General features: G+C 64.7%; 25 protein-coding genes and 1 pseudogene. 8 read left to right on the plus strand and 18 right to left on the minus strand.

The genetic code is table 11. From position 1 onward, the window contains the following. From MUB52_RS03010 to MUB52_RS03020, 3 genes and pseudogenes are all read right to left on the minus strand, one after another. A pseudogene (locus tag MUB52_RS03010) lies at positions 1-369 on the minus strand (signal recognition particle-docking protein FtsY); the annotation flags it as partial. A 41-nt stretch (positions 370-410) separates the two neighbouring features. Continuing rightward, complete coding sequence (locus MUB52_RS03015; protein WP_263842714.1) at positions 411-1,220, minus strand: glycosyltransferase family 32 protein; 810 nt, start codon at positions 1,218-1,220, stop codon at positions 411-413. A 77-nt stretch (positions 1,221-1,297) separates the two neighbouring features. Next, positions 1,298-2,998: an NAD(P)H-dependent oxidoreductase subunit E gene (locus MUB52_RS03020; protein ID WP_263842715.1), complete on the minus strand. Its 1,701-nt coding sequence runs from the start codon at positions 2,996-2,998 to the stop codon at positions 1,298-1,300. A 215-nt stretch (positions 2,999-3,213) separates the two neighbouring features. Between MUB52_RS03020 and MUB52_RS03025 the strand changes: the two genes are divergently transcribed. Next, positions 3,214-4,302, plus strand: a complete 1,089-nt coding sequence (locus tag MUB52_RS03025; RefSeq protein ID WP_263842716.1) for an alkane 1-monooxygenase — start codon at positions 3,214-3,216, stop codon at positions 4,300-4,302. Between the two features lie 4 nt (positions 4,303-4,306). After that, positions 4,307-4,720, plus strand: coding sequence for a hypothetical protein (locus tag MUB52_RS03030; protein WP_263842717.1), 414 nt, complete (start codon positions 4,307-4,309; stop codon positions 4,718-4,720). Positions 4,721-4,813: 93 nt separating this feature from the next. Here MUB52_RS03030 and xseA read toward each other — a convergent pair whose 3' ends face one another. Further along, a complete protein-coding gene (xseA, locus tag MUB52_RS03035; protein ID WP_263842718.1) occupies positions 4,814-6,355 on the minus strand; it encodes an exodeoxyribonuclease VII large subunit in 1,542 nt (513 codons plus the stop codon). Positions 6,356-6,432: 77 nt separating this feature from the next. On the opposite strand from xseA, the gene purD reads away from it, so the two are divergent. Beyond that, positions 6,433-7,704: a phosphoribosylamine--glycine ligase gene (gene purD / locus MUB52_RS03040; protein WP_263842719.1), complete on the plus strand. Its 1,272-nt coding sequence runs from the start codon at positions 6,433-6,435 to the stop codon at positions 7,702-7,704. A 9-nt stretch (positions 7,705-7,713) separates the two neighbouring features. On the opposite strand, the gene MUB52_RS03045 is transcribed toward purD, so the two are convergent. The 8 genes from MUB52_RS03045 to rpiA form a co-directional block, all read right to left on the minus strand. After that, entirely contained in the window at positions 7,714-8,460 is a 747-nt protein-coding gene (locus MUB52_RS03045; protein ID WP_263842720.1) for an FG-GAP repeat domain-containing protein, read from the minus strand. Positions 8,461-8,561: 101 nt separating this feature from the next. Further along, positions 8,562-8,885 (minus strand): 2Fe-2S iron-sulfur cluster-binding protein, encoded by a 324-nt coding sequence (locus tag MUB52_RS03050; RefSeq protein ID WP_263842721.1) that lies wholly within the window; start codon positions 8,883-8,885, stop codon positions 8,562-8,564. Between the two features lie 241 nt (positions 8,886-9,126). Continuing rightward, positions 9,127-10,602: a DegQ family serine endoprotease gene (locus MUB52_RS03055; RefSeq protein WP_263842722.1), complete on the minus strand. Its 1,476-nt coding sequence runs from the start codon at positions 10,600-10,602 to the stop codon at positions 9,127-9,129. A 186-nt stretch (positions 10,603-10,788) separates the two neighbouring features. Continuing rightward, positions 10,789-10,992, minus strand: coding sequence for a DUF2065 domain-containing protein (locus MUB52_RS03060; protein ID WP_263842723.1), 204 nt, complete (start codon positions 10,990-10,992; stop codon positions 10,789-10,791). Beyond that, on the minus strand, positions 10,989-11,888 hold the full coding sequence (gene hflC, locus MUB52_RS03065) for a protease modulator HflC (RefSeq protein ID WP_263842724.1): 900 nt from the start codon (positions 11,886-11,888) through the stop codon (positions 10,989-10,991). Before hflC ends, MUB52_RS03060 begins: the two co-directional genes overlap by 4 nt. Continuing rightward, entirely contained in the window at positions 11,888-13,042 is a 1,155-nt protein-coding gene (gene hflK, locus MUB52_RS03070; RefSeq protein ID WP_263842725.1) for an FtsH protease activity modulator HflK, read from the minus strand. The genes hflC and hflK overlap by 1 nt, the downstream gene beginning before the upstream one ends. A 75-nt stretch (positions 13,043-13,117) precedes the next feature. Further along, on the minus strand, positions 13,118-14,581 hold the full coding sequence (locus tag MUB52_RS03075) for an FAD-dependent oxidoreductase (protein WP_263842726.1): 1,464 nt from the start codon (positions 14,579-14,581) through the stop codon (positions 13,118-13,120). Between the two features lie 97 nt (positions 14,582-14,678). Then, entirely contained in the window at positions 14,679-15,467 is a 789-nt protein-coding gene (gene rpiA / locus MUB52_RS03080; RefSeq protein WP_263842727.1) for a ribose-5-phosphate isomerase RpiA, read from the minus strand. Positions 15,468-15,636: 169 nt separating this feature from the next. Between rpiA and MUB52_RS03085 the strand changes: the two genes are divergently transcribed. The 3 genes from MUB52_RS03085 to MUB52_RS03095 all read left to right on the plus strand — a co-directional run bounded on the left by MUB52_RS03085 (position 15,637) and on the right by MUB52_RS03095 (position 18,693). Then, a complete protein-coding gene (locus tag MUB52_RS03085; RefSeq protein WP_263842728.1) occupies positions 15,637-16,329 on the plus strand; it encodes a glutathione S-transferase family protein in 693 nt (230 codons plus the stop codon). Next, complete coding sequence (locus tag MUB52_RS03090) at positions 16,329-17,702, plus strand: L-serine ammonia-lyase (RefSeq protein WP_263842729.1); 1,374 nt, start codon at positions 16,329-16,331, stop codon at positions 17,700-17,702. The genes MUB52_RS03085 and MUB52_RS03090 overlap by 1 nt, the downstream gene beginning before the upstream one ends. A 61-nt stretch (positions 17,703-17,763) precedes the next feature. Then, positions 17,764-18,693, plus strand: coding sequence for a DMT family transporter (locus tag MUB52_RS03095; RefSeq protein ID WP_263842730.1), 930 nt, complete (start codon positions 17,764-17,766; stop codon positions 18,691-18,693). Here MUB52_RS03095 and MUB52_RS03100 read toward each other — a convergent pair. Next, positions 18,599-19,285 carry a thiamine diphosphokinase gene (locus tag MUB52_RS03100; RefSeq protein WP_263842731.1) on the minus strand — a complete coding sequence of 229 codons (687 nt, stop codon included), beginning with the start codon at positions 19,283-19,285 and terminating at the stop codon, positions 18,599-18,601. The genes MUB52_RS03095 and MUB52_RS03100 overlap by 95 nt on opposite strands. A 171-nt stretch (positions 19,286-19,456) precedes the next feature. Here MUB52_RS03100 and MUB52_RS03105 point away from each other — a divergent pair, with 171 nt between their 5' ends. Further along, complete coding sequence (locus MUB52_RS03105) at positions 19,457-22,225, plus strand: midas domain-containing protein (RefSeq protein WP_263842732.1); 2,769 nt, start codon at positions 19,457-19,459, stop codon at positions 22,223-22,225. 42 nt (positions 22,226-22,267) lie between these two features. Here MUB52_RS03105 and MUB52_RS03110 read toward each other — a convergent pair whose 3' ends face one another. Continuing rightward, a complete protein-coding gene (locus MUB52_RS03110; RefSeq protein ID WP_263842733.1) occupies positions 22,268-22,492 on the minus strand; it encodes a DUF2842 domain-containing protein in 225 nt (74 codons plus the stop codon). Positions 22,493-22,500: 8 nt separating this feature from the next. Then, positions 22,501-23,796 carry an adenylosuccinate synthase gene (locus MUB52_RS03115; RefSeq protein ID WP_263842734.1) on the minus strand — a complete coding sequence of 432 codons (1,296 nt, stop codon included), beginning with the start codon at positions 23,794-23,796 and terminating at the stop codon, positions 22,501-22,503. A 151-nt stretch (positions 23,797-23,947) separates the two neighbouring features. Between MUB52_RS03115 and MUB52_RS03120 the strand changes: the two genes are divergently transcribed. Beyond that, a complete protein-coding gene (locus MUB52_RS03120) occupies positions 23,948-24,343 on the plus strand; it encodes a DUF6524 family protein (protein ID WP_263842735.1) in 396 nt (131 codons plus the stop codon). On the opposite strand, the gene MUB52_RS03125 is transcribed toward MUB52_RS03120, so the two are convergent. The 3 genes from MUB52_RS03125 to nthA are packed head-to-tail and all read right to left on the minus strand — an operon-like array spanning position 24,313 to position 25,948. Continuing rightward, entirely contained in the window at positions 24,313-24,657 is a 345-nt protein-coding gene (locus MUB52_RS03125) for a nitrile hydratase accessory protein (protein WP_263842736.1), read from the minus strand. The two genes, MUB52_RS03120 and MUB52_RS03125, sit on opposite strands and share 31 nt — an antisense overlap. Beyond that, positions 24,654-25,325 carry a nitrile hydratase subunit beta gene (gene nthB / locus MUB52_RS03130; RefSeq protein WP_263842737.1) on the minus strand — a complete coding sequence of 224 codons (672 nt, stop codon included), beginning with the start codon at positions 25,323-25,325 and terminating at the stop codon, positions 24,654-24,656. The genes MUB52_RS03125 and nthB overlap by 4 nt, the downstream gene beginning before the upstream one ends. After that, positions 25,322-25,948 carry a nitrile hydratase subunit alpha gene (gene nthA / locus MUB52_RS03135; protein WP_263843140.1) on the minus strand — a complete coding sequence of 209 codons (627 nt, stop codon included), beginning with the start codon at positions 25,946-25,948 and terminating at the stop codon, positions 25,322-25,324. Before nthA ends, nthB begins: the two co-directional genes overlap by 4 nt. Between the last annotated feature and the right edge of the window lie 275 nt (positions 25,949-26,223).

Consider the following 26,223-nt stretch of genomic DNA (forward strand, 5'->3'; position numbering starts at 1 on the left):
GGGTTCGGGTTCGGGTTCGGGTTCGGGTTCGGGTTCGGGTTCGGGTTCGGGTTCGGGTTCGGGTTCGGGTTCGGGTTCGGGTTGAAAAAGCTCCGGATCAGGCCCCGGGTCAAGCGGTTTGTCAGGCGTGAGCTGTTGCTCGGGTTCGACAGGCTCCGGCGCCGCTTCAGCCGCTTCTGCTGGGCTTGCCATGACCTCATCAACGGGCGCCTGAACAGCCTCCTCGGCTGGTGAAGCCGCGGGCTGGGGCCGGGGGTCGGGCGCAACGACCTCCTCGACACCGCCCTCCTCGACGATCGCTTCCAGCCCCTCGTCGATCTTCGATGAGGATTTGAACAGCCGATCTTTGAGTTTCTTGAAAAATGCCATCAGATCATCGTCCCAAGCCGTGCCTGCTGCAATCCCTTGTTTTAGGCATATCGTTCCAGCGCATCCTGCCACAAGCTGCCTGGCTCAGGTGCATGCGCCGCCTCCGTCTTCTTGTGAATGTGCAGTCCGATGTAGTCAGGATCGTCATAGAAGAACGCCCAGGGCACGGGCTTGAATACATCTTCGTTGCGGGCATCCGACCAGTGATAAAACCGATCTTGCGGATGCGCCTGACCAAACACACCGTGACGGCGCGCCAATTGCCGAAACGCTTCATTGCCATACATGGTAATACCCAGATCGGATGGTGAAAAGGCGGTTCGCGTCAGCCGGTAGACCATCGGACGCAGGACGCGGCGCTTGAACTCCAGCCAGTCCGGTGTGAGGTCATCCTGCATGATCAGCCGCACGTATTCGTCAATGATCGGGCTGTCTGGAGGCAGGTAGAACACCGATGCTCCGATCCCGCCGTTGCTCTCGCGTACGAAGTAGACCTTGTCCGCCGCATACTCGAAGGGCTTGAACATCAGCACATCGGTATCGAGCCAAAGCCCGCCGCCGGCCTTTTGCAGGAAGACGCGGAAAAAATCACTGAACTGGACCGTCGGCAACCACGACACCTGATCCTTTTTGGCCACCGGCACGAGGCGCTCCAGCAGGGCGCGGTCCAGGATAGCATTGCCATCTTTCACCGTCACGCCCGCCGGGACGTTGGCGACGTCGCCGAAGGTGTAGAGTGTCACCGGCATGCCTGTCGCGACCATGGACGACAGGCAGACCCTGTCGACCAGTCGCAACGGCCCATCAAACCACATACTGGCAAGTTGGGTTTTTGTTGCTCCCACTGTCATCGTGCCCCCGAACCGTCAAAACGCGCGACGTTTAGCAGGCCGCGAGAGTGATTGAAACCGCTCTGCCGCGCGCGGGCTCAGATCTCGTCGGGGAAGTGCTTCATGGTCAAGCGAATGGGGTTTGGTGCCGCCTGCCCCAACCCGCAGATCGAGGCATCGACCATCGCGGTGCTGAGCTCTTCCAGAAGCCCCTGGTCCCAGCGGTCGGCCTGCATCAGCTTCACTGCCTTCTCACAGCCGACCCGGCAGGGCGTGCATTGCCCGCAGCTTTCATCCTCGAAGAACCGCAGCATGTTGAGCGCGGCGGCCTTTGCCGAGTCCTGTTCGGAGAGCACAACCACGGCCGCGGAGCCGATGAAACTGCCCAGCGGCTGCAGCGTATCGAAATCAAGCGGCACGTCGTTGATCGAGGCGGGCAAGAGCCCCGAGGACGGGCCGCCCGGCTGGTACGCCTTGAACACATGCGCTTCGGCCATGCCGCCTGCGGCCTCGATGATGTCCATGATCGTGGAGCCTGCGGGCAGCAGGTACACGCCCGGCTGCGCCACGCGGCCCGAGACGGAATAGCTCCGCAGCCCCTTGCGCCCGTTCTTCTCGGTGCCCGAGAGCACCTCCGGCCCTTCGCGGCAGACCCGCGCAACCCAGTGCAGCGTTTCCACGTTATGCACCAGCGTCGGACGACCAAAGACGCCCACCTGTGCCACGAATGGCGGGCGGTGACGCGGCATCCCGCGCTTGCCCTCGATGCTCTCGATCATCGCGCTTTCTTCGCCGCAAATATAGGCCCCCGCGCCGCGACGCAGGTCGATGTAGCCCGGCTCGACGATCCCGGCCTGTTCCAGTGCCGCGATCTCGCGGCGCAGGATTTCGAGCACGGCGGGATACTCGTCGCGCATGTAGATAAAGGCCGTCTCGGCCTCAACCGCCCAGGCCGCGATCAGCATGCCTTCGAGGAAGAGATGCGGGACGCGCTCGAGATAGTAGCGATCCTTGAACGTACCCGGCTCACCCTCGTCACCGTTCACCGCGAGATAGCGTGGGCCGGCGTTCGCCCGCACGAAGCCCCATTTCTTGCCCGAGGGGAAGCCTGCACCACCCAAGCCCCGCAGACCGGAGGCGAGCACCTTGTCCTGCACGACGTCCCAGTCGCCGTTTGCCCGCAGCTCTTTCAGTGCGGCATAGCCGCCCTCTGCCACATAGGCCGCATAATCCTGATAGTCGGGGATATGCGCATGGGTGTCACCTGCGGCAATCGCGGCCTGCACCTTCTGCGGCGTCGCGTGGTCGATATGCGCGTGGCCGAGCTCCAGAACAGGCGCCGTGTCGCAGCGGCCCATGCAGGGGGCACGCAGCACCCGCACCTCGGCGGGGTCCAGGCCCTCCTCCAGCGCCGCCTTCAGCTGCTGGGCCCCTGCCAACTCGCAGGAGAGCGAGTCGCAGACCCGGATGGTCAGCGCAGGCGGCGGTGTCTCACCTTCCTTCACCACGTCGAAATGCGCATAGAAGGTCGCGACCTCATAAACCTCAGCCATCGACATCCGCATTTCCTCGGCCAATGCGCGCAGATGCGCGGCAGAAAGATGGCCATAGGCATCCTGGATCTTGTGCAGGTGCTCGATCAGAAGGTCCGCACGGCGGGGGGCGTCGCCCAGCAGCGCGCGCACCTCGCCCCAGGCGTCATCCTGCAGCTGACGGCCCTTGGTGTGGCGGCGGCCCTTGCCCTTGCCGGACTTCCAGACGCCCTTGCGCGGGGATTTGTCAGCCGTGTCCAGTGCCATTGTGCGGTCTCTCCCGTCCCGGGCCAGCCGGGTGTATGTCAGTGCATTCAATTGGCCGGACCCTATCAGCCCGGCTGCGCATAGGGTACTGCGAAAGCCGCCCTGCCCACACTCCAGAAACGACACTCTGTGTCTGATCAGAAACTTCCGGCATTAACTGACACAGTGCAGCGCGCTTGGAGCAGGGGCCGGATCACGGTAAACAGATCGCTAACATGACTGAGCGTGTGTCTTCTCTTCTCTTTGCCTCCGCAAGCCTTGGTCCCGCGGTCCTGCTGCTGCTCGGCGCAACTCTGGGGGGAAGCTGGCCCGTGATCGGGCTGCTGAGCATCACCGCAGGGATCGCGGTGCTGGATCGCACTGGCATCGAGCTTGCAGCGGGCGCCGGACAGGACAGCTGGCTGCCCGTGACCGTCGGCACGCTGCATTTTGCGCTGCTGGGTGCCGGGGTCTGGGCCGTGGGCGCCGGCACGCATCTGGGTATCGCCCAAAAGCTCGCCCTGGCGCTCGGCATCGGCCTCTATCTCGGACAGGTCTCGAACGCCTGCGCGCATGAGCTCATCCACCGCGGCAACCGCAGGCTCCGCGCGCTGGGGACCGCGATCTACTGTTCGATGCTCAACGGCCACCATGTCTCGGCGCATCTGCTTGTGCATCACGTGCATGCGGGAACGGCAAAGGATCCGAACTCGGCTCCGCTGGGTCAGGGCTTCTGGCGGTTTTTCGGGCAGGTCATCGTGGGCGAATTCGTGGCCGGGTTTCAGGCCGAGGCCCGCCGCCTGCAGAACCGTCCGATCTGGCATCCCTATGCGCTCTACGTCGCGGGTGGTCTGGTGACAGTGGGTGCGGGGTATGCGCTCGGCGGTCTGATGGGCTTCGCCCTGGTGCTGGTCTTTGCACTGCACGCGCACCTGCAACTGATGCTGTCGGACTACCTGCAACATTATGGCCTGCGGCGGCGCATCGATGCGGATGGCCGCCCCGAACCGATGGGTCCGCAGCACAGCTGGAACGCGCCGCGCGGGTTTTCCGCCGCGCTGATGCTGAATGCGCCCCTGCATTCCGATCATCACATGAACCCCGCGCGGCGGTTTTCGAACCTGCGGCACGATGCGGCCCAGATGCCGACCCTGCCCCGGTCTGTCCCGGTCATGGGCGCGCTGGCGCTTGTGCCACCGCTGTGGCGCAAGGTGATGGACCCAAAGGTGCGCACCCATATGCGCCACACCCCATCAAATCACGGCACCTTCATGCCGAAACCCGAGCCGCAGACTGGCTCTCGACCCACCCTTCTGTCAGAGTAATCCCATGGTATCTGTTTCCAAACTCACATGTGTTCTTGCTGGCGTCTTCTGCCTGATCGCCCTGCCGCTCGCCGCGCAACCGCCCATGAGCGCGCAGGAATTCGACGACTACACCCGCGGCAAGACGCTGTTCTACGGCGAGAACGGCGTGGCCTACGGCGCGGAGGAGTACCTCGACAACCGCAGGGTCATCTGGTCCTTCCTCGATGGCGAGTGCAAATCGGGCACCTGGTACGAGCAGGCGGACCAGATCTGTTTTGTCTATGAAGACAACCCCGCCCCGCAGTGCTGGACCTTTCACAAACAGGACGGGCGACTGATCGCGCGGTTCCAGAACGCGCCCGGCGCGACGGAGCTGTACGAGGCCGGTGATCTGAACGAGGAGATGGTCTGCCTCGGCCCCGACGTCGGTGTCTGAGGCCGACCGACGCGACGTTTCCCCGAAACATCGGAGCGCCCTTTGCGTTTGAGCGGCGCGAGGCGCGCACAGCGAAGGTGAACAGCCGCCGCGTCAGAACAGCGAGCCCTGCTCGGGCGGTTTGGCAGAGGATTTGCGCGGAGCGGTCTTGCCGCCCACGGTGACCCTGCCATCGGCGAATTGAATCTCAAGCGTCTGCGCGGTCTTGGCCGTCTTGCTGTCGGTGACAACCGCGCCTGCGCTGCGCACCACCGCAAACCCGCGCTCCAGCGTCGCCTCATAGCCAAGCGTCCGGCGCAGCCGTTCGGCGGCCTCAAGCCGCGTGCGCCAGGCCGCGACGTTGCGCTGGCCCGCGTCGGAGAGCCGCTGCGACAGCTGGGCAAACTCCCGCAGCTTCCGGTGGCGCTCCTGCTGCAGGGCCGCGGGGCGAAACCGCCGCGTCGTCGCGACCAATTTCTCCCTGTTGCGCGCAATCGCGCGGTGCAAGGCAGGTCCGAGCCGCGCCGAGGTGTCGGACAGCCGCCGCGCCTCTGTGCTGAGGCCGCGGCGCAGGGTCGACGGACGCAGCGATCCGCTGATATCCGCCAAACGCACCTTGCGCCGCTGGACACCGGCGATCAGCGCCGGGCCCAGACGGGTCGAGACCATGTCGAGCCGCTGGCGCGGGGTGTCGAGCAACGCCTCTGCGCGCGGCAAGGCCCGCGCCATGTCGCGCAGGCGCTGATCGCGGCGGGTCAGCCCCTGGCTCAGCGCCTGCCGCATCCGCGCGTCCTGACCATCAAGCCAGGCGATCAGCTCGTGCCGCACCGGCACCGCCAGCTCCGCTGCCGCCGTGGGCGTGGGCGCGCGCTTGTCCGAGACATAATCGATCAGCGTTGTATCCGTCTCATGCCCGACCGCGGAGATCAGCGGGATCTCCGAGGCGGCAGCGGCGCGCGCCACGCTCTCCTCGTTGAAGCCCCAGAGGTCTTCGACCGACCCGCCGCCTCGCGCCACGATCAGCAGATCGGGTCGAGGCAGTGCGCCGCCGGGCGTGAGCGCGTTGAAGCCTGCGATGGCCCGCGTGACTTCAGGCGCGCATTTCTCGCCTTGGACAGCGACGGGCCAGATCAGAACCTTGCGCGGGAACCGATCGCGCAGCCGGTGCAGAATGTCGCGGATCACGGCGCCGGACGGCGAGGTCACCACACCGATCACCTCCGGCAGATAGGGCAGCGGCCGCTTGCGGGCGGGATCGAACAGCCCCTCCGCCTCCAGCGTCTTCTTGCGCTTTTCCAGAAGCGCCATGAGCGCGCCCATGCCCGCCGGTTTGATGTCCTCGATGACGATCTGGTATTTCGACTGCCCGCCAAAGGTGGTCACACGGCCCGTGGCCACCACCTCCATGCCTTCCTCGGGCTGGGTCTGCAACCGGGCAGAGACGCCTTTCCAGATCACCCCTGAGATCACCGACCGGTCGTCCTTCAGATCGAGGTAGATGTGGCCCGACCGCGGGCGCGACACGCGCCCAACTTCTCCCCTGATCCGCACATGGCCGAACTCGCCCTCGATCACCCGTTTGATGGCGCCCGAGATCTCGGTAACGGTGAACTCGGGGCTGTTCAGGCCTTCGTCGGGCGCGTCGATCAGGTCCATTTCGGCTCCGGCTTGTCACGGGGGTGCCCGCAGCATAGAACGCCCGAGATGCGAGGCCAAGCAGATCAGGAGCGCCCATGAACATTCTCATCCTTGGCAGCGGCGGGCGCGAGCACAGCCTCGCCTGGGCGGTGATGCAGAACCCAAAATGCGACCGGCTGATCGTGGCGCCCGGCAATGCCGGCATCGCCGAGATTGCCGAATGTGCCGCGCTCGACATTGAAGATGGCAGCGCGGTGGTCACCTTCGCCGAGGAAATGGCGGTGGATTTCGTGATCGTCGGGCCCGAAGCGCCGCTGGCCGCCGGTGTCTCGGACCGGCTGCGCGCCGCGGGCGTGCCGGTCTTCGGGCCCAGCGGGGCGGCTGCGCGGCTCGAAGCCTCGAAGGCCTTCACCAAGCAGATCTGCGATGCCGCAGGCGCGCCCACGGCGGCTTACGGCCATTTCACCGACGCCACTTCCGCCAAGACCTATGTGCGAGAACAAGGCGCGCCCATCGTGATCAAGGCCGACGGTCTCGCTGCGGGCAAGGGGGTGATCATCGCCGAGACTGAGGCAGAGGCGCTCGCCGCCATCGACGATATGTTCGGCGGTGCCTTCGGCGACGCGGGCGCGGAGGTCGTCATCGAAGAGGTCATGCAAGGCGAAGAGGCCTCCTTCTTCGTGCTCTGCGATGGCGAGACCGTGCTGCCCATCGGCACCGCGCAGGACCACAAGCGCGTGGGCGAGGCCGACACCGGCCCAAACACCGGTGGGATGGGCGCGTACTCCCCGGCTCCAGTGATGACGGACACCGTGATCCAGGCCGCGCTCGACCAGATTGTGCGCCCGACCATGGCCGAGATGGTGCGGCTAGGCACCCCCTACCAGGGCGTCCTCTTCGTCGGGCTGATGATCGAAGACGGTCAGCCGCGCCTCGTCGAATACAACGTCCGCTTCGGCGATCCGGAGTGCCAGGTGCTGATGCTGCGCCTCGGCGCGCAGGTGCTGGACCTCATGCAGGCCTGCGTCGAAGGGCGGCTGGCCGAAGCCCGGGTGAATTGGGCTGCAGACCACGCCATGACCGTGGTGCTGGCATCCCAAGGCTACCCCGGCGCTTATGAGAAAGGCTCCATCATCCGCGGCCTCGACAGGCTGCCGGAAGACAGCCGCCACATGGTCTTCCACGCCGGCACGGGCCGTGATGCGGGGCAGTTCACCGCCACAGGCGGCCGTGTTCTGGCCGTGACCACCCGTGCCGATAGCCTGCAGGCCGCCCGCGACGCCGCCTACGCGATGGTGGATCAGATCGACTGGCCCGAAGGGTTCTGCCGCCGTGACATAGGCTGGCGGGCGCTCAAGCGCAGCTGATCCCGCGCCTCAGAGATCGCAGGCGAGTGCGCGCGCAAAGGCCGGGCGGCTGGTGTCGTCCCCCAAGCGCCGCGTCGAAAACCCTGACGCATCGAACCGGACGGCGACCAGCTCGGCCCAATCGGCACGTGCCAGGATCATTTCCGGCGCACCACCACACGTGCGAATCCCGCCTGCGATGTCCGTCTCTCCGATCCGGTGATTGGTCAGCCCCGGCAGATCCGCCAGCGGTGTCAATTGCCGCGCCTCATAGCGCCAGAGTCGCAAGGTCTTCGCCAGGTGCGGGCGGTCGATGTAGGCCAGTTCCATCCTGCCGTCGCCGTCCAGATCCGCAGCCCCAACCGGTGCCAGCCAGCGAAAGCGGGTGCCGATGAAGGGCGTCGCGGTGATGCGGCCGTCCGGCCCATAGATGGCCAACCGCGCGCCGTCGCTCTGGCTGCTCTCCACCACGATCACCTCTGCCTCACCGTCGCCATCAAGGTCGGCGACCCGCGGCGCCGTGTCTTCAAAGACCAGATCATCCGGCAGTCCGAAGCGGCGTTCGCCGCCATCCGCCAGCGACACCGCAAGGGTCGTGTACTCGATCGCATCCCCCAGAACCGCATGGGCGTAGCGCTCCGTCGGTCCGTCGTAGGCGGCTGCCGTTATCTCGCCGGCGGCCACTGCCTCCCCGTGCCACAGGCACGCGGCCAGCAGTGCGCGGCGCGCGAAACCGCGCCACCCGCGCGCGGGCAGACGCCGCGCCTTGGGTCCCATCAGAGCATGTCTCGTCAAAGCGCCCTCAGGCCTGCGGCCATCCACCAGAGGCTCGGCCGCAAGACAGTGTATTGGATGTTTCGGATCAGCCGTGACACGCTCTAGATCTGCTTTTCCGGCATCTGCACCACCAGCCCGTCCAGCGCGTCGGTCACCTTCAGCTGACAGGTCAGGCGCGAGCGGGCAGGATCGGGCTCGTAGGCGAAATCCAGCATGTCCTCTTCCATGTCTTCCTTCGGCGGCAGCTTGTCGGTCCAGGCCGGATCCACATAGACGTGGCAGGTCGAGCACGCGCAGGCACCGCCGCAATCCGCCTCGATTCCGGGGATGTTGTTGTCCCGGGCACCTTCCATGACGGTCAGGCCATTGGCGACCTCCACCACATGTTCCTTCCCGCCGTGTTCGATGTAGGTGATCTTGGCCACGTCGCTGCTTCCCTTCCTGGTCAATTTGCGTTTGTCTACCGGGGCGATATAGGACGCACCAGTCCCTTTTGCGACCCCGAAAGCAGGCGCAGCCTTTGTCGCATCGAGACAGCTGTCGACAGGGTGGCTGGTCTGGGCAATCGGGACGCTCTCACCCCCCGCTGTTCAGCCGCGCCTGTCGCAAAAAAAGAGCGCCCGAACCGGGCGCCCTCTCATTTCATCTCTTGGATGCGCCTCAGCGTCACTCCGTCAGCGACAACGCCACGAAACGCGGATCACCGGCGCGGCGCACCAGCAGCAGCAGCGACTTGCGGCCCGCGTCCTTCGCGGCCGCGATGCGCTCTTCCAACTCTGAGATGCTGGTCACCTTCTGCTGTCCCGCCTCGGTGATGATATCCCCGGCGCGCAGGCCCTTCTCGAAGGCTTCCGTCGTCTCGTCGACCTCGGTGACCGCGAGACCTTGCGTCTTGTCGTCGACGCCCAGCTCTTCGCGGATCTCATCCGTCAGCGTTGTGAGGCTGAGGCCCAGCACATCCTTCGTGGTCGGCTCGTCCTCGCCATCCGGGCCTGCGGCCACCGCTGGCACGGCCCCTTCAGCCTCTTCGCGGCGGCCCAGCGTCACCCGCAGGGTTTGCGTCGCACCTTCGCGCAGGACGGTCACACGCACGGTCTCACCGACCGGGCTGTTGCCCACCTCACGCACCAGACCACGGGTGTCTTCGACATCCTTGCCAGCGAAGCTGATGATCACATCGCCCGCTTCCATCCCGGCCTCACGCGCAGGCCCTTCGGGCACATCCGTCACCAACGCGCCCGCGGTCGACTCAAGCCCCATCGATTCCGCCAGATCGTCGGTCAGATCCTGGATGCGCACGCCCAACCAGCCGCGGCGCGTTTCGCCGAATTCCTTGAGCTGATCCACAACTCGGGTCACAACGTTCGACGCCATCGAAAACCCGATACCGATGGAGCCGCCGTTGGGCGACAGGATCGCGGTGTTCACGCCGATCACCTCGCCATCCATGTTGAACAGCGGCCCGCCCGAGTTGCCGCGGTTGATCGCCGCATCGGTCTGGATGTAATCGTCATAGGTGCCGCTCAGCGCCCGGTTGCGGGCCGAGACGATCCCGGCGCTGACAGAGAACCCCTGCCCCAGCGGGTTGCCCATGGCCACCACCCAATCCCCAACCCGCGCCAGATCGCTGTCCGCAAAGGACACAAAGGGCAGCGGCCCTTCCGCCTCCACCTTCAGCAGCGCGATATCGGTGTTGGGGTCGGTGCCGATCACCTCGGCCTTGAGCTCGCTGCCGTTGAAAAACTCGACCAGGATCTCGTCGGCGCCTTCGATCACGTGGTTGTTGGTCACCACATAGCCATCCTCGGAGATCACGAAACCGGACCCCAGCGCGGACGAACGGCGCGGGCGGTTGCCATCGCCATTGTTGCGATCCTGGAATTCTCGGAAAAAGTCCTCGAACGGCGATCCCTCTGGCACGATGCCCTGCGGACCGGTGCGGCCGGCGACGACGGTCGATGTGGTGATATTGACCACCGACGGGCTGATCTTCTCGGCCAGTGGCGCGAGGCTTTGTTGCTGGGCCAATGCGCTCAGCGGCTGAACCAGCATGAACGCCAGCGTCAGGACCGCCAAGAGCAACAGCCGCATCTGGATGGGGATGAGGCTGATGTTGGACATGGATACGGCCTTGGGCTGCATACGTCGTCTCCTGAAAATCTCTGTCCGGCCTTGCGGCCGTGTTGTGCTCTTTGACTGCGTGATTTGATCACTAGAGTGCATTTAGGGTGACCGTCACGCAACATCAAAGATGTATCAGTCTGCCACAGTTTCAACTGTACGTGACCGTCGCGTGAGGCAGGCTTGCCTGCAACCGCCCCTTGCGGATTACCCCAGACCGGCCCCGAGTTGCGTTGCGAACCACACCAGAATGAAGCCGCTGACCACGATCAGAAGCCCCAATTGCCGCACGGCGCTCTCGGGCAGCGCGCGCAGCGCTTCCAGCATACGCTCAATAAGCGAAGGGGCCAGCGCATAGGCCAGCCCCTCGATGATCATCACAAGACCAAGCGCCAGCAGCAGCGTGCTCACCGCGACTCGCCCTCTTCGGACCGCACGCCCTGATCAGAGCGCAGGTAGTTGAAGAACTCGCTGTCCGGCGACAAAACCATCGTCGAGTTGCTGCCTTTCAGGGCCCGCTCGTAAGCCGTCAGCGACCGGTAGAATTCAAAGAACTCAGGATCCGCGCCAAAGGCGGCCGCAAAGATGGCATTGCGCTCCGCATCGGCCTGGCCGCGAATGATATCGGCTTCACGGGTCGCATCAGACGTCAGCTCAACCACCGTCCGGTCGGCAAGTGCGCGCACTCTTTGTGCAGCCTCTTCCCCCCGCGCGATCTCATCCGCCGCTTCCCGCTCCCGCTCGGCCCGCATCCGGGCGAAGGTCGCGTCGAGGTTCTGCTCGGGCAGGTTTGTCTGTTTCAGGCGCACATCGACCACCTCAAGGCCCAGCGGCAGGGCGCGCAGCCGCGCCTGTTCGGTGATCCGCGCCATCAACCCGGCCCGATCCGCCGAGAGAATGGTATTCGAGGTCACGCCATCGGAGCCCAGCACCGCCCGGATCGTGGGGTTCAGGATCCCTTCAAGCCGGTCTTCAGCAGCCCGCAGGCCGCCAACACCCACCGCCTGGCGGAACCGCGTCACATCGGAAATCCGGTACCGCGCGAAGGCGTCGACGACCAGGCGACGGTCATCCGATGGTGTGACTTCCGTCACTTCGGTGTCGAGCGACAGTATCCGATCGTCGTAGCGCACGACCTCCTGGATCAGGGGGATCTTGAACGCCAGACCCGGGTCTTCCTTGATCGACTTGATCTGTCCGAATTGCAGAACCAGGGCCTTCTCACGTTCATCCACGATGAAGACCGAGCTCAGTAGGCCGACAATCGCAATCACGACAATCGGCAACAAGAACTTGCCAGCACGCATCAGTTTGTTCCTCCTGCCACAGTCCCGCGGCGCAGCTCATTCAGCGGCAGGTAGGGCACGACCCCCTGTCCGCCGCCGCCGCCCAGATCGTTCTCGAGAATAATCTTGTCCACATCGCCAAACACCCGCTCCATGGTCTCCAGGTAGAGACGTTTGCGGGTCACCTCCGGCGCCTTCGCATATTCTTCCAACACCGAGACAAAGCGCGCGGCCTCACCCTGGGCCTCGTTCACCTGCTGGGCGCGATAGGCCTCGGCCTGCTCCAGCAGGGCTGCGGCCTCACCCCGCGCGCCCGCCGTTACCCGGTTGGCATAGGCATCCGCCTGACGCTCCAGCCGGTCGCGTTCCTGCTCGGCCGCCTGCACTTCGCGGAAGCTGTCGATCACCTCGCGCGGCGGGTCGGCCTTGTCGAGGTTGAGACGGATGATGTTCACGCCACTGTCGTAGGCATCGAGCGTACCCTGGATCAGCTGCTCCGCTTCATCGGCGATGACCTGACGATCGCGGTTGAGGATCGGGGCCAGCTGGTTGCGCGCAATCACTTCGCGCATGGCCGATTCCGACACGGCGCGGATCGTCTCCTGCGCCTCCGCCAGATTAAAGAGGAATTTGGCCGGATCGCTGATATTCCAGACCACCTGGAAGTCGATGTCGATGATATTCTCGTCCGTGGTCAGCATCAGCCCGCTGTCCACGCGCGCGCCGATGTCCTCGGTCTGTTCGCGTGTCACCGGCAGCACCTCTGCGGTGACCAGCGGCCAGGGCGCGAAGTTCAGACCTGGGTCGCCAGTGGCGTAATACTCTCCAAGAAAGAGTTCGACCGACTGTTCTTCCGGTGCCACTGTGTAGAAACTGGCCAGCCCCCAGGCCAACACAGCGCCGACGACGCCGAGCCCAACGGTGCCACGCGTGAAGGCCGGGCCGCCGCTGCCGCCGCCCTGTCCGCCCTGTCCGCCGCTGCCGCCCTTTCCGCCCATCAGAACACGCAGGCGTTCCTGGCCTTTCTTGACCAGCTCGTCGATTTCCGGGATCTGCGGGCCCTCTCCGCCCGGGCCGCGCGACCCGCCGCCATTGTTCCCACGGTTCGGCCTGCGCGGTCCATCGTCACCAGAATTTCCACCGCCGCCCCAAGGGCCGCCATTATTCCCAGCCATTCAGTCTCTTTCCCTCCTAAATCGCCTCATATGCGATTGAAAATCATGCCATAGGTACGCAAGGTTGCGCGGAATTCAAGCCGTCCGGATCGGTGTCCGCATCGTCACGATCTCTTCGGACATAGTCGGATGGACCGCAACAGTGCGGTCGAAATCCTCTTTGGTCGTGCCCATCTTGATCGCGATACCCGCCAACTGGATCATTTCGCCCGCATGCGGTGCGACGATGTGACAACCCAGAACCTTGCGGGTCTCTTTGGATACCACAAGTTTCATCAAAACGCGATCCGGTCGTCCGGCAAATGCGGTCTGCATCGGACGGAACGACGTGCAATAGATCTCCACAGGCTCCTGATCACGGGCATCCTCCTCGCTCAGGCCCACGGTGCCCATCTCGGGCTGCGTGAAGATTGCGGAGGGGATCAGATCGTGATCCACCGGCGTCGGATTACCTTTGAAGACCGTCTCCACGAAGGCCATGCCTTCCCGGATCGCGACCGGCGTGAGGTTCACCCGGTCGGTGACATCGCCGATGGCATAGATCGACGGTACGGCGGTCTGACTGTAGGCATCGACCTCGATCTGCCCGCGGCGGCCCAGTTTCACCCCGACCTCTTCAAGGCCCATGTCCTTGGTGTTGGGATCACGCCCGGTGGCGAAGAGAACCATGTCGAAGACGCGCTCACCACCGTTGGTCGACTTCACCCAGATCGGGCCGTTGGCATCCTTCGCCTCGGTCTGCATCTCGCGCCTTTGCTTCACGTCCGCACCCATCGCGGCATCGGAGGCCGTACCGGTCCAGCTGGCGGTATGGTCATCGCCCGCCGGGGCCATTTCCACGATGTTGGTGCCCACGCGCAGGTCGATGCCGCGTTCGCGCATGGATTCGGCCACGAGGCCGCGGGCTTCGTCGTCGAAGCCCCGCAGGATCTGGGCGCCGCGATAGTACTGCGTCACCTCGACACCCAACCCGTTCATGATGCCCGCGAACTCACACGCGATGTAGCCGCCGCCGACGATCAGAAGCGACTTCGGCAGGGATTCAAGGTGAAAGATATCGTCCGAGACGATGCCCAACTGCGCATTGACCGTGTCGGGCCGTACCGGATGACCGCCTGTGGCGATGAGAATGTGTTTGGCGCTCTTGGTCTCGCCGGTCGCGAGCTTGACCTCATGCGGCCCCGCCACGGTTGCCCGCGTATCGAAGGTGTCGACACCAGAGCCCTTGAGCAGGTTCCGGTAGACCTGTTCGAGCCGGTCCAACTCGGTGTTCAGGCGTGTCTGGAACGAGTGCCAATCGAACGGGCCCTGTTTCAGATCCCATCCGTAGGAGGCGGCGTCCTCCACGACACCCGCGTATTCGCTGGCAAAGACCATCAGCTTTTTGGGCACGCAGCCCCGGATCACGCAGGTGCCGCCATAGCGGTCCTCTTCGGCCAGCGCGACCTTGGCGCCGGCTTCACCGGCCGCCACCCGGGCCGCCCGCACACCGCCCGACCCGCCGCCAATTACAAAGAGATCGTAGTCGAATTGGCTCATTCTGGGCGCCTTTCAGGGTCTTTCGGTCTTGGAGACCTCTATATAAGCGGGTGGCCAACCATTGCCACATCACCTCGCCGTTAAGCGCGCGGCAGTCTCAATCCGACAAATCGGCGAAGAGGTTGTCACTTTCCACAAAGTCGAGCTGGCCGGTTTCGACCGTGCCGGTCTCGATGTCGCGCATCTCGACCCGGCCATCGCCATAGCCGACGATCACCCGGTCGCAGATGTCGATGAAGAGGCCGTTTTCCACCACCCCCGGCAGCTGGTTCATCGCCAGCGCCAGGTGCTGGGCATTCCCAATCCGCTTGAGGTGCAGATCGATGATGTAATTGCCCTCGTCGGTCCGGAACGGCGCATCGCCGTCCCTCCGCAGCGTGCTGTCGCGCCCCAGCACATCCATCGAGACCAGGGTTTCCTCCACCAGCGCTTTCGTGGTCTGCCAGCCGAAGGGGATCACCTCGATGGGCAGGGGAAAGGCGCCGAGTGTCTCGACCTCCTTGCCTGCATCCGCGATCACCACCATCTGGTCGGAGGCGGTGGCCACGATCTTTTCCTGCAAGAGCGCGCCGCCGCCGCCTTTGATCAGATTGAGCCGCCCGTCGAACTCGTCCGCGCCGTCGATGGTCAGATCGAGCCACTTCGCGTCATCGAGTGTCGTGACCTCGATCCCGACCTCGCGGGCCAGCTCGGCCGTCCGCGTCGACGTCGGCACGCCGGTGATGTGCAGCCCGTCCTGACGCACCATCTCGCCGAGGCAGCGGACCAGCCAGGCCGCGGTGGAGCCTGTGCCAAGCCCCACCCGCATGCCGCTTTCCACCATCTGCGCTGCCCGTTTGGCAGCGACGAATTTGGCCTTATCGATGGGCGAGAGTTCAGGCGGCATGGCAGGGTCCTTCGAGCAGGCGTTTGCCGCCTTATAGGAAACTCGTGCATGCAGTGCGAGAGCTGATTTCGCAACCCATGGCCCGGGGCCCGACGGCCAGCGCGCCAGCAAGGGGAAAAGGGTCGTTTTTCGCAGGCCGCGGCCGCGGGAATCGCCCCATGGTCGCCCCATGACCGAGCCCGCCTATACCTTGCACTACGCCCCCGACAATGCCTCGCTGATCGTGCGACTGGCGCTCGAGGAGCTGGGCCTGCCCTATCGGACCCGGCTGGTCGACCGGCGCCGGGCGGCACAACGCGCGCCGGCCCACCTGGCCTTGAACCCCGCCGGGTTGATCCCCGCCTTGGAGACCCCGGACGGTCCCATCTTCGAAACCGGTGCCATTCTGCTCTGGCTGGCGGACCGGCACGGTGACCTGATACCACCTCCCAGGGACCCTGCGCGCACCGACGCGCTCAAGTGGTTGTTTTACCTGTCGAACACGCTGCACCCGGCGCTGCGGATGCTGTTCTACCCTTCGCTCTATGTGGGCCCGGACGCAGCGCATCAGGCGCAATTGCGGGCACAGACCCGTGCGAATATCCTGCGGCATGTCGCGATCCTGGAGGCGGATTGCGACCCGCGCGGCACGCCTTCGGTGCTCGATCTCTACCTGGCTCCGATGCTGCGATGGCTGCAACTCTACCCGCGCGAGAGCGATCGCAGCTGGTTTGAGCTTGCGTCTTTTGCAAAGCTGCACCACATGGCTCTCATGCTCGAAGGGCGCGCCAGCACTCACGCTGCCCAAACCGCCGAGGGCCTGGGCCCCACACCATTCACCGCGCCGCAGGCGCCCCAGCCTCCCGAAGGGACCGCAACCTGATGTTCCTCTCCGTCTTCGAGATGTTCAAGATCGGCATCGGCCCCTCTTCGTCGCACACGATGGGCCCGATGGTGGCCGCGGCGCGCTTTCTTGACCTCATGCGCGCCTCCCCCTTCGCCTTTCACGGGGTGCGGGCCTCGCTGCACGGATCGCTCGCCTTCACCGGGGTGGGCCACGCCACCGATCGCGCCACGATCCTGGGGCTCGCGGGCTTCGTACCGGACACCTATGACCGCGAGAAGGCGGATGCAGCGCTGGCCACGATCAAGGCTCAAAAGACCCTCCAGCCGGAAGGTCTGCCGCAGCTTGCTTTCGACCCTGGGTCGGATCTGATCTTCGATTTCGACACGCCACTGACCGGCCACGCCAACGGCATGATGCTGATGGCAACGGACGCGCAGGGCGATGTGATCCTGCGCGAGGTCTACTATTCCATCGGCGGCGGTTTCGTGATGACCGAAGCCGAGCTTGCCGCCGGCAAGGATACGGACGAAGGCGCTCCGGTGCCCTTCCCCTTCAAGACCGCCGCACAGATGCTGGAGATGGCCAGCGCCTCGGGCCGCTCCATCGCCGAGATGAAGCGCGCCAATGAGACGGCGCGCGGTGGCGCGGACAACCTCAGGAGCGGCACCAGACGGCTCTGGCAGGTGATGAACGACTGCATCGACCGCGGACTCACGACCGAAGGCACGCTTCCCGGCGGTCTGATGGTCAAACGGCGCGCCAAGGGGATCCACGACAAGCTGATGGCCGAACGCGGGATGAACCTGACCGCGCCGCATACGATCAACGACTGGATGAGCGTCTATGCCATGGCGGTGAACGAGGAGAACGCTGCCGGAGGTCAGGTGGTCACGGCGCCGACCAATGGGGCCGCGGGGGTTCTGCCGGCCACGCTGCGCTACTACCTCGACCACGTGCCCGGCGCCTCGGAGGCACATATCGAGGATTTACTGCTCACCGCCGCCGCCATCGGCGGACTGGTGAAGTACAACGCCTCGATCTCCGGCGCGGAAGCGGGCTGTCAGGCGGAGGTGGGCTCTGCTGCCGCCATGGCCGCCGCAGGGCTCTGCGCGGTCATGGGCGGCACGCCGGAACAGGTGGAAAACGCCGCCGAGATCGCGCTGGAACACCACCTCGGCATGACCTGCGATCCGGTGAAGGGCCTCGTGCAGGTGCCTTGCATCGAGCGCAACGGCCTCGGCGCGATCAAGGCGGTGTCGGCCGCCTCGCTTGCCCTGCGCGGGGACGGCACGCATCTGGTGCCGCTCGACGCCTGTATCGAGACCATGCGGCAGACGGGCGCAGACATGTCCGAGAAATACAAGGAGACCTCGCTCGGCGGCTTGGCTGTGAATGTGCCAAACTGCTGAAAGTTGAGTCGCCCGGTAAGCTTTTCTTGCATTGATTGAGACGCGCGCCTACGGTCCGGAAATGTCCCCCGACCGCCCCCTTCTTGGTATCATGTTGATGCTTGGCTTTTGCGTCCTGGCACCTGTGGGCGATGCGGTCGCGAAGATCCTCGGGCAGACGGTGCCCGTTGGCCAACTCGTTCTCGTGCGCTTCGCCGTTCAGGCCGTCGTTCTGATCCCGCTGGTCTGGTGGACGGGCCGCGCGTGGCAAATGCGCAGACGGGTCGCGATCCTCACATTCATACGCACCCTGCTGCATATCCTCGGAATCGGTGCGATGGTCACCGCGCTGAAGTACCTGCCGCTGGCAGACGCAGTGGCCATCGCTTTCGTGATGCCGTTCATCATGCTGGTTCTGGGCAAATTCGCACTGAACGAGGAGGTCGGCTCGCGGCGGCTTCTGGCCTGCCTCGTCGGGTTCATCGGCACGCTGCTTGTGGTTCAACCCAGCTTTCAGGAGGTGGGCTGGCCCGCGCTTCTGCCAGTTGGCGTCGCGGTGAACTTCGCGCTTTTCATGCTGGTGACCCGCCAGATCGCCCGCGAAACGGACCCCATCGGCCTGCAGGCGGTCAGCGGCGTCATGGCAATCTGCGTCATGGTACCCGTCCTGATCGCGTTCCAAGGGTCGGGCGTGTGGGATTTGCAGCTGATTGCAGCCAGCTCCCACGAATGGCAGCTGCTCCTGAGCATCGGGCTCTTGGGAACGATTGCGCATCTGCTGATGACGTGGTCGTTGCGCTATGCGCCCTCGGCCACCGTCGCACCAATGCAGTATCTGGAGATCCCATTTGCCACCGTGATCGGGTTCATCGTCTTCGGCGACCTGCCGAACCCGCTGGCCAGCCTCGGCATTCTGATCACGATCCTGGCGGGGCTCTATGTGGTGCTGCGCGAGCGGGCCACCGCGCGGGCACTGGTATCGCCTGCAAAATCTCCGCAACCTCTGCCATGAAACGGCGCGGCAAGATGCAGAGCATCGCAGGCGCGTCGATCTGAAGCGTCAGATCACCGGTCGCCCGGTTCGACGTGCCCGACCGGCCATCAGGCGCAAAATCCAGCCCCGAGATGGGCCACTCCAGCCCCTCCGAGCGTCCCGTCACCGCCCCCATCGGAAAGAGCGACACCCGCGTGCCCGGAGACATCGGGAGATGCAGGTCGCGCGGGCAGAGGAAGATGATGTCTTCGGCGCCGAGCATCACGCAAGGGAGATCCGGACGCATCACGAGCGTGTGCAGCGCGGCCAGTTGATGGTCGATCCGACGCCCGGAGAAGCCCACAGCGATCACCAGCGGGGCCAAGATGTGACGCAGCGCCTTGTCGAAATCCGTGCTGTCCTGTTCCGCGATCCGATGCTGACGCTCTGGTGGGATCTGCGCCCGCGCCGCCTCCGAGATCGAATCCATATCGCCGATCACCGCCTCAAGCGGGACGCCCGCAGCCAGGACCGTTTCGGCCCCGCTGTCGGCGGCAACACAGGTCGGCGCAAGTGCAAGAGCGGCCGCGAGATCCCCGTCGGCGACCGCCCCCGCGCCCACAAGGGTCACTGGTTTCGATTTAGTAACAATTTTAGTGTTCACCTAAGTTTAACGCCCATTTTGGAAACAGAACATATTGTCGCCACAAAATGATACCGTAATGAGCACAGATTCGCGCCGGTTCGGACTTTCCTCATATGGTAAACAGTTTGTTGCGACTACGCTGAGGATGTGCATCCGATGACGAACAACAACAATACGATTCTGACTGTTTCCTACGGGACGTTCTCGTGCACGCTGGAAGGCTTCGACGATTCTTTCGGGACGATGAAGGATATTGCCGAGTACTTTCGTGACCTCGCGGCAGATGATCGGTTCTTTGGGGCCGAGCCACCGCAACCGGATGCGGAGATGCTCACCCGCATCGCCGAACGCGACGTCTCCCGCAAGGTCGAGGCGCGCGCTGACGGCGGAAAGATCTTGCTGAAGGCGCGTGACGCCGATGCGCCGGATAATGCCGACGCGACACCCCCGTCACCTCCCGCCATAGTTGCACAACATCAGGACGGCCAAACCGCTGCCATCGACGCTGCACCGGTCGAGAAAGAGGCCTCCGAAGCAGCAATGGATCAGGACGACGTCGTGGAGCCTGTCTCGACCGCGGCAGAGCCCGGGGCCGTCGATGCACCGCTCGCGGACGATCAGAGGGGGGCCACCGATCTGCCTGCCGCGGTTGAAGACGCAGGCGAGACCGGTTCAGACCCCAATGTTCCGGCAACAAAATCGGACGAACGCCCAGAAGTGGTAACAGGCGACGAGACCGATACCACAGCGCCCGCGATCGCACATGCCTCGACTCTCGCGGAAAACAGCATAGCGGAACCCGAGGTTTCCTCTGCGGGCGATCCCGGCGCAGAGGTCGAAGATGCCGACGGCAATGAGACGATCGAGACCGCTGCACAGACACCTGAAAATGACACGTCTGCACAGGTCGCCGGACCAGACCGCTCACCGCCCGCGATATCCGCAAGCCTTGCCGCAAAGCTGCAGAGGATCCGCGATGTCGTGTCCCAACAAGACACCGACCCGAGCCCGGGCGACACCATCTCCTCAGCCGACGAGGCCGCCGAGCCCCGCGAGGGCCGGAAAGAGGTGGAACCGCAGTCGGACAATGCGGAGAACCGGCCTTTCGTCCTTGGGCCCGCCTTCGAGGCGGAGACGCCTAGCGCCGATCCACAGAACGATGTCGCCTTAGTTGACGAGACGGGAGGCCCCAACGAAGAACAGGCCAACATCGAGCCGGACGCAGACCATGCGGAGGGCCAGGCCCTCGCCGTTGCCTTGGACGAGGTCGACCCGAGCCGGGACGACGACGTGTCATCTGCTGAAATGGCGAGCGAACCAACGAACGAAAACACTGAGGTCGAGCCTCAATCCGCCAGAGACTATGCCTTCGCCTATGGGTCTGCCTCAAAAGCGGAAGACATCGACGACGGTGCCGAAGAAGACACCCCCATCGCGCAAGAAGAAACATCGTGCGGCGACCAAGAGACGGACGTGAAAGCGGAACCCGAACAGCCCGAGGATCACACCTTCGCCGCCGCCACGGATGAAACCGACGCCAACCCGGACGACGAGATCTCATCCACCGAAGTGGTGACCAATCCTGCGGACGAACAAACCGAGCTCGAGCCCGAGCCCCAATCCGCAAGGGACTATGCCTTTGCCTATGGGTCCGCCTTGAAGACGGACGACAACGCCCCGGTGGCGCAAGACGAAACTGACTTGGGTGACGAAGAGATCACCGTGGAGACCGAGCCCGAACATGCGGAGGATCAGACCTCTGTCTCCGAGCCTGTCGCCGATGTGGGTGACAAGGACACGGCGCCTGATGCCGAGAATCAAGGTGCGGACGATGCACAACAGCGTGACGAGGACGAGGAGCTTGCAGCCCTTCTGACACGGATCGACGCGGCAGCAAACGTGCATGACGGCCATATGCCCGATTTCACCGATGAGATGGCAACCTATGACGCTCTCTATGAGGTCGAGTCGCAGCGTCTGGAGACGATCGCCGAGCATGAGCAACACGCGGAATCGGAGGCCGCAGAGGCGCAGGACGAGCGGCCTGCCGCCAAGGGTCGGGTGTTGAAGGTCGACCGGGCCGATCTGGAAGCCGCACTCGACAGCGGCGAGCTTGAGGAATTCGCAACGGAGACTGCCACGACGCTCTCGGCAGCGGAGGAAGAGGAGCTTCAGCGCGAACTCGATGCGGTCGCGGCCGAGGCCACCGGCGCCGAGGACCCGGCCTCGGCAGAGGGGCACGGCCTGCCATCTATCGACGGTGACGCGGCGGACGATCTTTCACGCCTGATGGCCGCCGCAGATCAGCATATGGAAGAGCCGGAAGGCGCGACCCGGCGCAGCGCCTTTGCGCATCTGCGGGCAGCCGTCGCTGCAAGGTTTGCCGACAAGACCATGCAAAAGGACGCAACCCACGCAGACGGCACCAACCCCTATCGCAGGGATCTGGCGCAGGCCGTCAAACCGCGGCGTCCCCTGGCCTCTCGTGCGCGCACCGAACGTCCCGCGGACGCGCGTCCCGCACCGCTGAAGCTCGTGGCCGAGCAGCGGATCGACACCACAGCGCAACCCGGCGGAGACCCGGTCACGCCGCGCCGCGTAGCTGCCACTTTGGAGAACGACCACGAGCTCACCCAAGACACCGGGTTTGCCGCGTTTGCAGAGCAAATGGGTGCGAGCGCCCTACCCGAAGTTCTCGAAGCGGCGGCCGCCTATCTCAGCTTCGTGGAGGAGTACGAGCAATTCTCGCGGCCCCAGCTGATGAGCCGGGTGCGCCAGGTCGACTGTGGGGACTTCAGCCGTGAAGACGGTCTGCGCGCGTTTGGCCAGTTGCTGCGTGCCGGCAAGATCGAGAAGATCGAGGGCGGGCGGTTCACCGCATCCGACACCATCGGGTTCAAGCCGGACAACCGCGCTGCAAGTTGATCTGAAGGCCCATTGAGTTGCCGCGCGTTGTCGACGGGCCGCCTAGGGTTCGGACCGGTCCGGGTCGGCTTGGCCGATGCCCTTGAAGATGAACTTGAACGGCAGCGCCCAAAGAACTCCCAACAGAAGGTAGACCAGCAGTTCCACCAGCAACGAGGGGCGCTCAAGCCAGTTGATCACCGTAACGGCAATGACGATATAGGCGGGCAGCCCCACCAGCAGGATCAACAACGACAAACGGCGACGGTTTTTGTAGCTGACGGGCATCGGCTCTCTCAGTCGGCAAACGGATCCGTCACGAGGATGGTGTCGTCCCGCTCCGGTGAGGTGGAGAGTAGGGCGACAGGACAGTTGATCAACTCTTCGACCCGGCGGACATATTTGATGGCGTTGGCAGGCAGATCGGCCCAGCTCCGCGCGCCTTCAGTGGATTCGGACCAGCCCGGCATGTCCTCGTAGATCGGCGTGCACCGCGCCTGATGATCCGCGGCCGTGGGCAGGTAGTCCATCCGTATCCCGTCGAGCTCATAGCCGACGCAGATCTTCAGTGTGTCGAACCCATCCAGCACATCGAGCTTCGTCAGCGCAATGCCTGTCACTCCCGAGGTGGCGCAGGTCTGGCGCACAAGCACGGCATCGAACCAACCGCAGCGCCGCTTCCGCCCGGTCACGGTCCCGAACTCGCGGCCACGCTCGCCGAGCCGCTGACCGTCCGCATCTTCCAGCTCCGTCGGGAACGGACCCTCGCCAACGCGGGTCGTATAGGCTTTCACGATCCCCAGCACATAGTTGATCGATCCCGGCCCGATCCCCACGCCAGTCGCGGCCTGCCCGGCAATCACGTTCGACGAGGTGACAAAAGGATAGGTCCCGAAATCGATGTCGAGCAGCGCGCCCTGCGCGCCTTCGAAGAGAATGCGCTTGCCGGCCTTGCGTTCCTCGTTCAGCACCTTCCAGACCGGGGCGGCATATTGCAGGATATCGGCGGCAATCTCGCGCAGCTGCGCCAGCAGCGCGTCGCGGCTCACGGGCTCGATGCCCAGACCGCGACGCAACGGGTCGTGATGCTGCAACGCCCTGTCCACGCGCGCTTCCAGCGTCGCCGGGTCGGCGAGATCCGCCACGCGCACCGAACGCCGCCCCACCTTATCCTCATAGGCCGGACCGATCCCGCGCCCGGTTGTGCCGATCTTGGTGCCCGCGCTGGCCGCATCCTCCCGGGCGCGGTCCAGCTCACCGTGGATCGGCAAGATCAGCGGGGTATTCTCTGCAATCATCAGCGTCTGCGGCGTGATCTCAACCCCCTGCTCCCGGATCATCTCGATCTCCTTCAGCAGATGCCAGGGGTCGAGGACGACGCCGTTGCCGATGATCGAAAGCTTGCCGCCGCGCACGACGCCCGAGGGCAGCGCGTTCAGCTTGTAGACCTCACCGTCGATGACCAACGTGTGGCCCGCGTTGTGTCCGCCCTGAAAGCGGGCGATCACATCCGCGCGCTCGCTGAGCCAGTCCACGATCTTGCCCTTTCCCTCATCGCCCCATTGCGCACCGACGACGACGACATTTGCCATGGCTGGTCCCTTCCGATGTCGTTCAAACCCGCGCCGGTATAGCGGCACCGCCCGACCGGCGAAAGCGAAAAAGCGGCCCGAGATTGCCCATGGACAAGCGCCGCGGCGCAAGCATAGGTTTGCCGAAAGATCGCGGAAAAGGCAGGCAGACATGGGGTTTCTGACACGGTGGTTCTTCGCGTTTGGGCTGCTCACGCTGACGTTCAATCCCACGCAGTACAACTATCTCAACTGGGTCCGCGACTACGGCGACATGAACCTATCGATCGCTGTCCTGCTGGGGCTGCTGCTGGCGATCGGCTATATCATCTATCTGCGTGCCACGCTGCGTTCAATCGGGGCGGGCGGGATGATCCTGGTGCTTGCCGTCGTTGGCGCGCTGATCTGGGTGCTCTACGATCTGGGCATCCTGCGGCTGGACAACTCCAGCTTCAACGTCTGGCTGGGTCTCGTTGCCCTGTCGCTTGTCCTCGGCATCGGGCTGAGCTGGAGCCACGTGCGACGCGCGCTGTCCGGTCAGTCCGACGTGGATGACGTCGACGAATAGCCGGCCAGGGTCACCGGCTCACCGTGGGGTGTGCCGAGATAGGCCGCTTCCCAATCTGCCTTGACCGCGGCCACCTGATCCGCCTGCGCAAGGTCCAGACCGGCGAGAAGCGCTTCGAGCGTTTCGATCCAGGCGGTGAAATAGTCATCGCCTCCGTCGAGGTCCTTGTGAAGCCCGTGGCGTTCCAAGGTCGCCCCGAACCGGCGCGCCCAGTCCGGCCAGTCGAAGTGCCCCGCCTCGTGCAGATGCACCGTCAGGGCAAAGACCTGAGCGTGCCACGGCTCATTGAACACCGGCTCGGGTGCTCCGCTCATGCGGGCTCCAGATAGCTTTGCCACAGATCGAGGATCACCTCGTCGCGCGGATGCTCCGGGTGGCTCCAGAGCTCTGTGGCGGGAAAGGCCACCGCGTAGAGCGGCTCGGCCGCATCGCCCAGACGGTGTGCCGAGCTGTCGGGCAGCACATGCGTGCCGTGATAGCGGATCACCCGGCCGGTTGCACCGGCAGCATATTGCGGCAGGCGCGTGTGCCCGCCATCGACCAGCGTGTTGGCCGCGATCCGGCGCGTTCGCACCGGGTCTCCGGGTTGAAAGCGCTGTTCCACATTGCTGGGCCGTGTCGCCGGCCCGCCCTTGGCGAGCACATCCGCAACCGCCTCGGCGCGCAGGGTGGTCTCGGCCATGGGTGCTGCGGCGGCCGCCGCGCCGGCCAACTCATCCCGGCTGACCAGGTCGCTCTCGATCAGCAGATCGGCCAGCGCGGCGATCCATTTCTCATAATAAGAGAACCGCGCATAGTCCGCCGGTGCAAGCCCCTCGCGGGCATGGCGCGACACATCGAGGTTCCATTTGCCGTGTGCCCCCGCAGCCAGCGTGATCGCAAGCGCCCGCTTGTGCCACTCGGCGTGAAACAGCAGTGTCTCAGGCTCCGGCACCACCGGCCCGTCGCCGTATCGGCCCCCCATGTCATGCGGCCGCGTCATGACGCCGTCTGCTCGGGAGCCAGCGCCAGCCCGGTCCCGATCATGCTGTCGCGTGTGACCAGATCCATAAGCGCCGTCTCGCTCCATCCTTCGGTCCCTGCCGGACGCCGGGGGATCACGAGATACCGCACCTCTGCGGTCGAATCCCAGACCCGCACGGCCGTCTCCTCGGGCAGCGTGACCCCGAACTCCGCCAGCACAGCCCGCGGCGCGCGCACCGCCCGTGCGCGATAGGCGTCGGATTTGTACCACCCCGGCGGGACACCCAGCAGCGGCCATGGGTAACAGCTGCACAAGGTGCAGACGACCATGTTGTGCACCTCGGGCGTGTTCTCTGCCGCCACGATATGTTCGCCCTGCCGGCCGAAATAACCCAAATCGCTGACCGCTGCGGTCGCGTCCTCCAGAAGCGCGGCCCTGAACCCCGCATCGGACCAGGCCTTCGCAACCACATGCGCCCCGTTGCGCGGGCCGATTTTGTGTTCATAGGTATCGATGATCGCATCCAGCGCTGCCGGATCAACGAGCCCCTTGCGGGTAAGGATGGTTTCGAGCGCCTTGACCCGCAACGCAGGATCAGGCGGTAGCAGCGTATGCGGATGATCTGGATCATCATGGGGCATGACGCGACTGTGCGGCGCGGCGCGCGACTTGTCCAGCGCTGCGATGCCGGACTTATCCACAGGCGCACATTTGAACGCGATTTCTGGCACCGGATGTGATACACTTTTTACGTGAAGCGAGTCTGCAGCGCCTCAATTCCAGGAATTTCCTCTTAGTTGCGCGCATGAGAGAGTAGCTTCGACAGACCGCCGCCTGGCGGAAACATCCGGCGGCGGTCTTGCTGTGTGACCGGGTGACAGCGTTGCGGCAATCCTCCCTTGCGAGCGGCAGCAAA

The sequence above is a fragment of the Roseobacter sinensis genome, from assembly GCF_025755255.1.
Lineage (GTDB): Bacteria > Pseudomonadota > Alphaproteobacteria > Rhodobacterales > Rhodobacteraceae > Roseobacter > Roseobacter sinensis.